Below are 11,596 nucleotides of genomic sequence, written 5' to 3'. Positions count from 1 at the left end.
GAGATATTCTGATAAGCAATGTAAGTATGTGCAGGCCTGGTTTTATCCCAGGGTTTTGGTCAAATCACCCAGCAGTGGCAAGCCACCGAGCAAGCCACCCTCGGCGCCGCTGCTTGAGCTTATCGACGAAGTGAGACCATCGAGTAGCGGAATGTCGCCCAACACACTGCTGCCACCTAGCCCACTGGTCAAACCATCCAATGCGCCGCCGAGGAACGGAATATTGGCCAACGCAGAACTGACATCACCCCCCAGTGAACCGGCAAGATCACCAATCAAATTGGTGAGCGGTGCAGCAGGTGTGCTGGCACCAACCGATGAAACAGAATCGCCGACACCGCCCAATAATCCACCCACCGTATTCAACAAGGTGTTGCCGCCCTCGCCGATCAGCGCCAGGGGCGTTGAGGACAAACCTTCTTCAAGGCCACCGCCCAAGCCACTCAAAATGCCGCCCAAACCGCCTTCGTTGTTGCCGGTGGCCACGGAATCAACAACACCACCCAGTGTGCCAGCGATATCACCAAGCACAGGCACGGGTTCAAGCAGCTGGCCCACGCTGTCGGTAACATTCACCACCGTGCCAACCACACCACCCACACCATCATCGGTGTTGGGGCCAGTGGTTCCCAACAAGCTGGCTACCAAATCCGACACGGGTGCCAGCGGTGTTCCTTCGCCAAAACCACTCACCTGATTGGCCGCAACTCCCAAAAGATCAGTCAAGGTACCCAAGCCCGTGTCCAGCACATTCGACACCGGTGCCAGGGGTGTGCCCTCAAGGCCAGTGGTCAAGCCATCGGTCAAACCAGTCACAATGCCGTTCAAGCCACCGTTGTTGTTGCCCACCAGTGTGGACTCAATTACATTTCCAACCGCATTCACAACGTCGCCCACCACCGGCACTGGTTCGGTCAATTCGCCAAGGTTATTGGTCAGATCGCTGACTGTTTCAGCAAGGCCACCTGCATTTTCAGCAGGCAAGTTACCCGGTGTGTTACCGCTGTTGCCGCCACCACTGTTGTCATCGTCAGACCCCGCAAACAAGGCTGCGGCGCCCACTGCACCGGCAACTGGCAAGGCACTCAGGCCTGCACCTGCGCCGAACAAGCCAGCACCGAACAAGCCGCTCATTTCGCCGTTGGCCTCTTGCCCGTCCAGCACAGCGGCCTGATTTTCGCCATCGAATTCAGACACCAGTGTGACGTTGCCCAGGCCATCACCTGCATTGGATGAAATCACCACTTGCCCATTCGGACCAACATCGGGATCGAAGGCCAAAGTGGCCACGCCACCATTGGAAATTTCCAGGAACGCCGGGATTTGCTGCTGAGTGCCGGGAATGCTGAGCACTGCAATTGAGTTGCTGGTGGATCGCAACACGTCACCGGCTTGCAACACCATGTCTTCACGCAATGGCGCTTCAATGCCGTTTCGCTTTACAAATACATCGCCGTCAATATTGGTCACGGAGGCTACTACTGGGCTGTCAAAGTTCATGTTGTTTTCCTTGAATCAAGCAAAGTCAGCGTTCTGAACCACAATGGATTCTGCAAATGCTGCGGCGGAGTTTATGGGCGAAGAAGACTGGGAGAAATCAGAGAAATCAGTCGGAAAAATTGCAGCGGTCGCAGCATCAAATTGACTGTTCATGCCGTACAGTGACAAATCGATTTGCGTGATCAATGACACAATGCTTTGAAACAACTCACCCGGAATGAATGAGGAAGCCAGCGACAAATCGATTGCGTTCAATTCGGGAAGCGAGTCCATGCTTTCAAGCAAGTTGTTCGACATACAAAACCTTTAATGGAATGAGCCACAGGTTGATTAACCCTTTTTGGTTAACCATTTGTAGGTAGCAAATATACCTAATTTGTAAGGTTTTTACTTACAAGCTGTAAGGGTTTTTGTAAAAAACAACAAACCAACCCATTTTGGGGGGTGCTTTGCCCGCACAGCAAAGCAGGACTTTCTGGCAAGCCCGGGGCTGTATTTCACCGAAATTAAGGCATCATTCAGCATCCGAATTTTTTGCAATAAGGGGAAATCAAATGGCTCAATTCGAGAACGTGACGGTGGTAAAAGCCGCCAATATTTACTTCGACGGCAAAGTGACCAGCCGCACTGTGTTGTTTGCCGACGGTACGAAAAAAACCCTGGGCGTGATGCTGCCCGGCGACTATGAATTCGGCACCGCCGAAAAAGAAATCATGGAAATTCTGGCTGGCGACATGGATGTTTGCCTGCCCGGTGAAAGCTGGAAAAATATTCAGGGCGGCCAGTCCTTTGAAGTACCAGCCAATGCCAAGTTTCAGTTGAAAGTGAAAACGCCTGTGGATTATTGCTGCAGCTACATCAAGTAACTAGGCAGGCGACACAAATTTTCCGAATTCCAGACTGCCCGTGCGCGACGCAGGGGCGGTGCCTTGGAAGAAAGCACCCTATCAGTGGTTGCGCTTTGTGAAACAAGCTCACTATAATTTGGACAAGAAATCTTGTCAAAAGTGAAACCTGAATGAGCAAAACACCCACAAGGGCTTACGGGGGCGTTGCCGCTGAGCAGCGTGCCGAGGAAAGAAAAGAACGCCTGCTGGCTACAGCACTGGAGTTGTTTGCAAGGCAAGGCTATGCACGCACCACCATTGAAGCCTTGTGCAGCGAAGCCAAGGTAACGGCACGCCACTTCTACCAACTGTTTGACAGCCGGGAAGCCATTCTGCGTGCGCTGTACAACAACATCATCGCAGATTTGCGGGCTGGCGTGTTGCAGGCCATGTCAGCACCAAACTTGAACCTGTCTGAACAAATCCCCCTTGGTGTAAGCGCCATGGTTCACCACTACCTGGAAGACAGCCGACATGCACGCGTGGGAGTGCTGGAGGTGGTCGGTGTCAGCCCGCAAATGGAAGCTCGCAGACGTGAGGCCATTCACGACATGGCTGGCCTGATCGAGGCTTACCTGAACAATTTGGCGGAGAAGGGAGAATTGCCCAAGCGAAATTATCACCTGGTAAGCGTGGCTTTGGTGGGTGGTATCAATGAATTGCTGGCTGAATGGCTGACGTTGGAGAACCCGCCTGACATTCCCACATTGAGTGAGGAAATCATCAATATATTGAACGCATTGATACGGGGCGCTGCCAGACAATGACCACGGTCGACTCGAAAGGCGTGCGCGACGCATTGGTGTTTCACGCTGCATTTTTTGCAATCGCAATTCCGGTTGCGCTCAATACGTCAGGTAATTCACTGGGTGTGGCCTTGGTGGTGTTTGCGCTGGCTTACAACATTGCCTTGCCCCTGGCTGGCGCACTGCGGGGTCATGGCGAATGGGTGCGCCTGTGGAAATTTTTATTGCCTTTGTCGATCGCCCTGCCCTGCGCAGACTGGATGCTGGTTGAACGCATGGGCACCCTGACTTTTCCAGACCATGGAATTCCCCGGCTCGGCGGTGCAGTGCCGCTGTATTTCATGGGACTTTGGATTATGTTGCTGTGGCAGGTCTGCTGGCTGGCACTGGCCACACGCAAACCCTACCCCGTGGTGGCCATGCTGTCGCTGGGTGGTTTCCTGATTTGGGAATGGGCAGCCCGGCCCATGAACCTGTGGCATGCACAAGATGTTCTCCAAGTGCAGGGCTTTGCAATTTACCCTTTGATTCCTGAAATGCTGTTGGCGATTGGCGCACTGTGGCTGTGGAATGTACTGGGTAAAAAATCAACTATTCAACAAATTACTGGCGCACTGGCCCTGGCTGTTTTTTATGCAGGTGCCCTGTCACTTTCACTGCTTTGGATTGGCTAAACCATGAACTCGATTGAACTGAAACAACCCTTCACACTGCCATGCGGCGTGGTCATTCAAAACCGCTTGTGCAAAGCCGCCATGACCGAGGGTGTGGCCAATGCCCGGCTTCAAGCCACCGAACGACATGCCACCTTGTACAAGCGTTGGGCAGAAGGTGGTGCTGGTATTTTGATTACCGGCAATGTGTTGATTGACCGGAATATTCTGGAACGACCCGGCAATGTATCCATTGACCCTGCCCCTGAACATGGCGACCCTGAAGGCATGGACGCACTGCGTGCATGGGCCAAGGCAGGCACCAGCAACGGCAACCAGTTGTGGATGCAAATTTCCCATGCCGGGCGGCAATCGCCACGCTACGTCACCACGAAACCGGTGGCACCGTCTGAAGTTCAACTGGAGTTGCTGGGCAACTACGCACCACCACGGGCACTGCGTGAGGATGAAATTCTGGATCTGATTCAGCGTTTTGCGCGTGTGGCCCGCATTGCAAAAGATGCCGGGTTCACGGGTGTGCAGGTACATGGCGCACACGGCTATTTGCTGTCGTCATTTCTTTCGCCCATTACCAACAAACGCACTGACCAATGGGGCGGCAGCCTGGAAAACCGCGCGCGCTTTTTGCTGGAAGCGGTGCGCGCCGTGCGCAATTCAGTGGGCCCTGCTTTCCCGGTTGCGGTGAAGCTGAATTCAGATGACTTCCGCAAAGGTGGATTTTCCAATGAGGAATGTTTGCAGGTGGTGAAGTGGCTGAACGCCGAAAAAATTGATCTGCTTGAAATTTCAGGCGGCACCTACGAGCAACCGCGTTTGCTGGGCCACACCGGTGCGACCGATTCCATAAAGGATGAGCAACCCACACAGCGCGAAAGCACCAAAAAACGCGAAGCCTATTTTCTGAATTATGCAAAAGCAATTCGCGAAGTGGCTACCATGCCCTTGATGGTGACAGGCGGGTTCAGAAGCCGCGAAGCCATGGAAGAAGCGTTGAATGATGGTGTTTGCGATGTGATCGGGCTGGGTCGCCCGCTGTGCACACACCCGGATACGCCCAAGCAATTGATGAACGGAAAAATTGATCGCGCGGCGAATTTCGAGAACATGTTGAAACTGACTGACAAAGGTATATTTTCGCCAGTCAGCCCGGTACTGCCGCTGAAATTAATCAATGTGCTGGGTGCGCAAGCCTGGTACTACCAACAAATATTCCGGCTGGCCGATGGGCTGGAAGCAAAACCTTCCATGACCCTGATCGGTGCCTTTTTCAAATACTTGTACAACGAATGGACCACCGCATTTAAAGTTAAACGCGCCAAATCTTAAGGCTTCGTCTTTTTGACCCATTCAGCCAATGGTGTAGCAGCCGCCCACAAGGCATGGCCTGCATCATTGGAGTGAATGGAATCCCCACTGTTGTATTGCGGCAAGAAAGTCAGGCCACCAGGGGCTTCCACTTCTGCATTGTAATCGGCAACCCCATCGCATTCGCCGCTGTTCAGAATCCAGTCGTTCAGCTTGGCGCGCTCGCCACTCAAATTGGCCTGAAACGATTGCGCACCGGGAATCCAGGTGGGGCAATATACATTGATGCCTTTGGCATGGGCTTTCGCAATCAGCTCCTGGTAATTGGCAATAATTTCATCAGCACTTCGGCTGGATAAATCGTTGGTCACCCACACCACCACCGAGCTTACACCCGCGGTATCAAACACATCCCGCTCAAGCCTTGTTGCACTGGCGTTTTGCAGTGTGTCGCCGCCAATGCCACGGTTAACAATGGTGTCGCGTTGGCCAACCGGGATTTCGTTCAACATGCGAACAGACAGCAAATCGCCCACTCGCTTGAAACCATTCTGAGTGGTGTTAAAACCATGAAAACTGGAACTGCCCAAAAACACCATGGCGCCCTTGGCATCTTTCGTCAGCACCTCAATGTCACGAAGCGCATACACCGTGCAACCATTGCACAGGAGTGGCAAGCCCGGGGGCGTTGAAAAGCGGCTGTCGTCAATCAGGCCGTAACCCGCGCCTGAATCCTCGAGCGTTTGGTTGCCCGATCCATCAGGCAATTTGTAAGACTCAATCCATGTGGCACCAAACTCACCAGGGTTGTCCGCGCCTTTCACATACAAACTCACCGCCAAGTCGTCTTGGTTGTTGACTTTGAACTGAATTGGATCGCTGTAAAACGACTCGGTTTGCGGTGGAATGGTTGCACTGGTTTGCCCACAATTGAAGGTGATTGCCTTGCTGGTATTCAATTTCAGGTTGGCACCCGTTGCCCCCTCACGCATGCCCACTGCTGCCGCACCGATTTGCATGGGTTGATCGCTCAGGTTAATGAATCGAACCCGAATGGCGTTGCCACTGGCTGTAACCCGCGCAATGTTTCGCACTGTGGTGTCCAAAGGTGCAGTACCGGTTACATGAGTAACGCCCCAAGCCGACATCCAGCGTGCTCCATCGGCTGCATTGGCATTGCTGTTGCACGCCAACCCCGAGGCCTGCGTGTTGGTGCCAGAAGTACCGGCGGAGGTACCATCCGATTCCGAAGAACAGGCAGCCACTGCCAACAGAAGCAGCGGCCAAAGAAATTGTTGTAGTTTATGGCGGTTCAAAACATGTCCCCTGAAGTTATATTTCTAGTACTTCAGAGGATGCTCTGCTGGATGTATTCCCGCATTGGTGGATAGCCGCAGCAGAAATCTACCTAAGGGGTTTTACGCTTAGGTTCGAAGTGGGTCTGCGTTGTGCACCGATCTGCTGCTGTCATGTTTTGCGTGCTCCAGACTGCTTAAAGATTGAACCGAATTTTTGATAAAAATTCTTCATGCCATGCTCGAAATCATCCATCAAGGTGTACACCACGGGAATCACCAAGAGGCTCAAGAAAGTGGAGGTCATCAAGCCGCCGATGACCGCAATGGCCATGGGGCTTCGGAAGCTGGTGTCAGCGTCGCCCGTGCCAATTGCAATGGGCAGCATGCCTGCGGCCATGGCAATGGTGGTCATGATGATGGGGCGAGCCCGCTTGTGGCAGGCATCCACCACCGCATCAAGGCGGCTCATTCCTTTTTCATTGCGCGCCATAATGGCGTACTCCACTAGCAAAATCGAATTTTTGGTGGCAATGCCCATCAGCATGATCAAACCAATCAGCGAGGGCATCGAAAAACTTTTTCCAGCCATTAGCAAACCAACAAATGCACCACCCAAACTGAGTGGCAATGCGGCAAGAATGGTAACGGGTTGTAAAAAATCTTTGAACAACAACACCAGCACCACGAAAATACACAACACCCCGGTGAGCATGGCCAGGCCAAAACTGGCGAAGAGTTCTTCCATCACTTCGGCATCGCCAATGTTTCGCTGGGCAACACCCGGTGGCAGGTTTTTAAAGCTGGGCAGTTGTTGAACCGCCGCAGTCACGTCGCCCAAAGGCTGCCCCTGCAACTCAATTTCAAAGTTCACATTGCGGGCCCGGTCGTAACGGTCAATCACCGAGGGACCTGCATTCATACCCAAAGTGGCGACCTGATTCAAAGGCACACTGGGCACACCCGGTTTTGCGGAAGGAACGGCCAAGCGTTCAAGCACGCTCAAGTCCTTGCGGGCTTCGTCGTCCAGGCGAACCACAATGGGTACCTGCCGTTGTGGCAGGTTAAGCTTCGGCAATGCGGCGTCATAATCGCCCACGGTGGCCACGCGCAAGGTTTCGCCCATGGCTGCGGTGCTAACGCCCAGGTCAGCAGCTTTGGCGAAGTCGGGTTTGATCCAGATTTCAGGACGAACCAGTGCGGCACTCGATGCAATTGAACCCAAGCCCGCAATGGTGCGCAAATCACGCTCGACCTCGCTGGCCGCTCTCGACAGTGCCTCGCCATCTTCGCCCGACAACACCAACACATACTTCTCGCCTGAAGCACCCAGCCCCACTTTGTAGCGCACGCCAGCCAGGTTGCTAAGCGCTTCGCGCATTTGTGTTTCAGTAACCTGCTTTCGAACGGCGCGTTCACCACGGGGGTCCAGAAGCACAGTAAGCGTGGCTTTGCGCACCTCGGCCTGCCCGGTCATCATGAAGGGGTCGGTGCCCGCCGCACCACCGCCAATGGTGGTGTAAACGCTGCGGACATATTCCACCTTGCTAATCAGTTCACGCGCTTTTTCCGCAGCCTTGCGGGTTTGCTCGTAAGTGCTGCCGGGTTGCAGTTCAATATAAACCTGGGTTTGCGACAAATCATCGGGCGGAATGAAACCGGTGGGCAACAAGGGAATCAACATGACCGAACCGATGAAAAACGCACCGGCTGCAATGCAGGTAACAAGCCGGTGAGCCAACGCCCAGCGTACCCAGCCCAGGTAGCGGCGCATCAGTTTTCCGGGCTCATTCTTCTCATGCTCCTCGCCTTTTGATTTCAACATGTAGGCTGCCATCATGGGCGTTAACATGCGTGCAACCACCAGCGAGGCAAACACTGCCAAAGCAGCTGTCCAGCCAAACTGCTTGAAAAATTTACCGGCTATGCCACTCATGAATGCGGTGGGCAAGAAGACGGCAATCAAGGTGAATGTGGTGGCGATCACGGCCAGGCCAATTTCATCGGCCGCCTCACGGGCCGCATCCAGCGGACTTTTTCCCATGCGCAAGTGGCGAACAATGTTTTCCACTTCCACAATGGCGTCGTCCACCAAAATACCGACCACCAGCGACATGGCCAACAGCGAAACCACATTCAAACTGAAACCCAGGTAATACATGCCAGCGAATGCAGGAATAATTGATAGCGGCAAGGCCACTGCTGAAACAAACGTGGCACGCCAGTCGCGCAGGAAAAACCACACCACGACCACCGCCAGGAACGCGCCCTCGTAGAGCATTTTCATGGAGCTGTTGAAATCTTCTTTCACTGGCTCAACAAAATTGAAGGCTTCAACAATGGTCAAATCGGGTCGCTGCGCCTTCAGGTCGGCGAGCGCTTTTTCAACGCCCTGCCCCACCTCTACTTCGCTGGCACCCTTGCTGCGGGTAATCTCGAAACCCACCACGTCTTGACCATTGAGCAAGGCCGCCGATCGCCGGTCTGCAATGGTGTCTTTGATGGTGGCAATTTCAGGCAATTGAACCCGGCGACCATTGCTAAGCACAATCGAAATTTCTTTCAACTGGTTCGCATTGTCCACAGTGGCAATGGTGCGCAAAGGTTGTTCGCCCACACCCAGGTCGGCCCGGCCACCGGCCGTTTCCAGTTGGGTATTGCGCAATTGGCGCGACACATCCAGTGCACTCACGCCCAAGGCCTGCATTTTCAGGGGATCAAGCTCAACCACCACTTCACGCGTCACGCCACCCACCCGGCTTACCGCGCCCACGCCCTTCACATTCAACAGGGTTTTGGTAATGGTGTCGTCGACGTACCAGGACAAACCTTCTTCATCAAACGCTGTGGATGCAATGGTGTAGGCCAGCACGGGTGCGCCGCTTAACTCCAGTTTGTTGACCACCGGGTCACGCAAATCAGTTGGCAAATCTGCACGCACACGCGACACCGCGGAACGCACATCGTCGACCGCTTCCTGTGTATCTTTTTCCAGATTGAATTCAACTGTGATGCTGACAATGCCGTCTTGAATCTTGGTGTAAATGTGTTTGAGTTGTTGCAGTGTGGCCAGCGAGTTTTCAATTTTACGGGCCACATCGTTTTCAAGCTGTGAAGGCGATGCGCCGGGCAAGCTTGCTGTGACCAGCACCGTGGGCAGTTCAATATCGGGAAACTGCTGAATTTTCATGCTGGAAAAGCTGTACAGGCCCATCACGGTGAGCAGGAAAAACAGCATCACCGCAGGAATGGGATTTTTAATGGACCAGGTCGAAACGTTCACTGAACCACCTTCACCAAGTCGCCATGCGCCAGAAAGGCCACACCGCCTTTCACCACTTTGTCGCCCGGCTTCAAACCTTCCAGCACTTCGATGAATTCGCCTTGTGCTTTGTTCACCCGCAACTTGATGCGCTGCACTTTGCTGCTGGCTTCGTCCAGCGTGAAGGCATAGGTAAACCCGTCGCGTTCAATGACGGCTGTTTGAGGTATTACCGTGGCGGTTTGCTCGCCCAGATCAAATTCACCACGCAGGTACATACCGGGCTTCAGGCCTTTGGCATAGGCGCCGGGCACATCGACATACACCATGCCTGTGCGCGATTGCGCATTGATCACCGGGCTGATGGTGCGCACTTTGCCTTTCAGGGCTTGATCGTTGTTAAACACGGTCACCGCCATGCCGTCGGTAATTCGAGCCAATTCAGAATCAGTGACCTCAGCCTGCCATTCCAGGCGTTGCTGGCGCACCAGCCTGAACAACTCTTGCCCCGGTGCGGGCACTGCGCCCAGCGTGGCGGTTCGAGCGCTAATCACGCCATCGTCGAGCGCAGTGACAGTGGTGTTGCGCAAGCGAATTTCCTGTTGGGTTTGCAAAGCCCTGGCGGACAACAAACGGGCCTGGGCCGATTTTTCAGCGGCCAGAATCTGATTGCGTTCTTGCGCGCTCACTGCGCCTTGGTCTGTGATGTTGCGAATCATGTCTGCATTCAGTTTGGCCTGATCAAACAGCGCCTGCGCTTCGGCCACACCCGCACGGGCCTGTGCCAAATCGGCATTCACGGTTTGTTGGTCGAACACCGCCAGGGTTTGACCTTTCTTGACCTTGTCGCCCACTTCGACGCGAAGCGAGTCAATGCGCACACCATTCAGTTGCGATGCGATGATGGCCTCTTGCCAGGCAGCCAGGCTGCCGTTCACCGACATTTTCAGTGGAATGACTTTTTCCTCCACCGCAGCCAGTTCAACCGACAAGCTGGCTTTGCCGGGAACTTCCGTTTCTGAGCCTGCGCCAGTCTCGGCTTCCCCTGTGCCCGACGAACAAGCGCTGAGCAACACAGTAAGCACCAACAAGGCAGCCGGGTATTTCTTCGAAACCGTAGACATTTTCATTTGCTGCAATCCTGTTTGCGTCGTTTGCTTTCACTGTCGAGCATGGCGCGGGCGTACCCAGCCAGGCGTTCACTCAAGGTGTCAATTGCTCGTGCACTGCCCATCAGCTTTGGACAAACCACATCCACCACGTCTTGTGCCACATAGAAATTCACAGCCATGCCCATCATGGCGAAGGCCAGGCGCTGAATATCCAGGTCGGGCTTGTTCAAGCCAAAATACGCGGTCAGCATGTTCACCAAGGCCATGTGCTGCGGCTTGATTTCCGCATCAATTTCATGCTCCCAGGCACCTGTGGGTTCAATCATTTCCCGGAAATGCAATTTCATCACCAGGCGTAAGGTTTCACCGTGTTTCAGGGGTTCCAGAAAATCCCTGAAAAGCTGCCTTAGCGCCTTGTCCACATCGGTGCTGTTCAGGTCGGGAATGACCTGCTCAAACGGTGTGCCACACAAAGGCTCAGTGTAAGCGGCCCGGTACAGGCCCGCTTTGTCGCCAAAGTAATAGCGGATGGAGGAAATATTGGCACCTGCTTTCTCAGCGATTTCGCGTGTCGAGGCACCTTCATAGCCTTTCTCTGCGAAGGTGGCGAGTGCGGCCAGCACCAGCTTTTGCCGTGCCGACTGCTGCGTGTCTTGAAGCATGGGAAAATCCGGAAAATTAATTCAATCGATTGATTTAAAAATATATCAAACGAACGATCAAACAGCAAACGGAACAGGGCGGTTTGTCCGGATTGAAAGGTTCTGCACCACCAAATTCCATAATCTTGATACTCTTTGCTGGCAAATTCAAAA

At 53.8% G+C, this 11,596-nt stretch carries 10 protein-coding genes; 4 read left to right on the top strand and 6 right to left on the bottom strand.

What is annotated here, in order from left to right:
* Positions 1–42: 42 nt before the first annotated feature.
* A complete protein-coding gene (locus tag P0D43_RS08680; RefSeq protein WP_394672193.1) occupies positions 43–1,500 on the bottom strand; it encodes a hypothetical protein in 1,458 nt (485 codons plus the stop codon).
* 15 nt (positions 1,501–1,515) lie between these two features.
* Positions 1,516–1,797 (bottom strand): hypothetical protein, encoded by a 282-nt coding sequence (locus P0D43_RS08675; RefSeq protein WP_159568520.1) that lies wholly within the window; start codon positions 1,795–1,797, stop codon positions 1,516–1,518.
* 257 nt (positions 1,798–2,054) lie between these two features.
* Between P0D43_RS08675 and P0D43_RS08670 the strand changes: the two genes are divergently transcribed.
* The 4 genes from P0D43_RS08670 to P0D43_RS08655 all read left to right on the top strand — a co-directional run bounded on the left by P0D43_RS08670 (position 2,055) and on the right by P0D43_RS08655 (position 5,133).
* Positions 2,055–2,366, top strand: coding sequence for a pyrimidine/purine nucleoside phosphorylase (locus tag P0D43_RS08670; protein ID WP_159568519.1), 312 nt, complete (start codon positions 2,055–2,057; stop codon positions 2,364–2,366).
* Positions 2,367–2,518: 152 nt separating this feature from the next.
* The gene (locus P0D43_RS08665) at positions 2,519–3,154 is read left to right on the top strand and encodes a TetR/AcrR family transcriptional regulator (RefSeq protein WP_394672192.1); all 636 of its coding nucleotides are present in this window, start codon (positions 2,519–2,521) and stop codon (positions 3,152–3,154) included.
* On the top strand, positions 3,151–3,807 hold the full coding sequence (locus P0D43_RS08660) for a DUF6989 domain-containing protein (protein ID WP_394672191.1): 657 nt from the start codon (positions 3,151–3,153) through the stop codon (positions 3,805–3,807). Before P0D43_RS08665 ends, P0D43_RS08660 begins: the two co-directional genes overlap by 4 nt.
* A gap of 3 nt (positions 3,808–3,810) precedes the next feature.
* Positions 3,811–5,133 carry an NADH:flavin oxidoreductase/NADH oxidase family protein gene (locus tag P0D43_RS08655; RefSeq protein ID WP_394672190.1) on the top strand — a complete coding sequence of 441 codons (1,323 nt, stop codon included), beginning with the start codon at positions 3,811–3,813 and terminating at the stop codon, positions 5,131–5,133.
* On the opposite strand, the gene P0D43_RS08650 is transcribed toward P0D43_RS08655, so the two are convergent.
* The 4 genes from P0D43_RS08650 to P0D43_RS08635 form a co-directional block, all read right to left on the bottom strand.
* Complete coding sequence (locus tag P0D43_RS08650; protein WP_159568514.1) at positions 5,130–6,428, bottom strand: GDSL-type esterase/lipase family protein; 1,299 nt, start codon at positions 6,426–6,428, stop codon at positions 5,130–5,132. The two genes, P0D43_RS08655 and P0D43_RS08650, sit on opposite strands and share 4 nt — an antisense overlap.
* Before the next feature lie 151 nt (positions 6,429–6,579).
* Positions 6,580–9,690, bottom strand: coding sequence for an efflux RND transporter permease subunit (locus P0D43_RS08645; RefSeq protein WP_394672189.1), 3,111 nt, complete (start codon positions 9,688–9,690; stop codon positions 6,580–6,582).
* Positions 9,687–10,799 (bottom strand): efflux RND transporter periplasmic adaptor subunit, encoded by a 1,113-nt coding sequence (locus tag P0D43_RS08640; RefSeq protein WP_394672188.1) that lies wholly within the window; start codon positions 10,797–10,799, stop codon positions 9,687–9,689. The genes P0D43_RS08645 and P0D43_RS08640 overlap by 4 nt, the downstream gene beginning before the upstream one ends.
* Positions 10,796–11,443, bottom strand: coding sequence for a CerR family C-terminal domain-containing protein (locus P0D43_RS08635; RefSeq protein WP_159568511.1), 648 nt, complete (start codon positions 11,441–11,443; stop codon positions 10,796–10,798). Before P0D43_RS08635 ends, P0D43_RS08640 begins: the two co-directional genes overlap by 4 nt.
* Between the last annotated feature and the right edge of the window lie 153 nt (positions 11,444–11,596).

The organism is Limnobacter sp. (assembly GCF_043511195.1).
Lineage (GTDB): Bacteria > Pseudomonadota > Gammaproteobacteria > Burkholderiales > Burkholderiaceae_B > Limnobacter.
The sequence above is the reverse complement of the archived record's forward strand: the minus strand, read 5'-3'. Positions and strand labels throughout refer to the sequence as shown.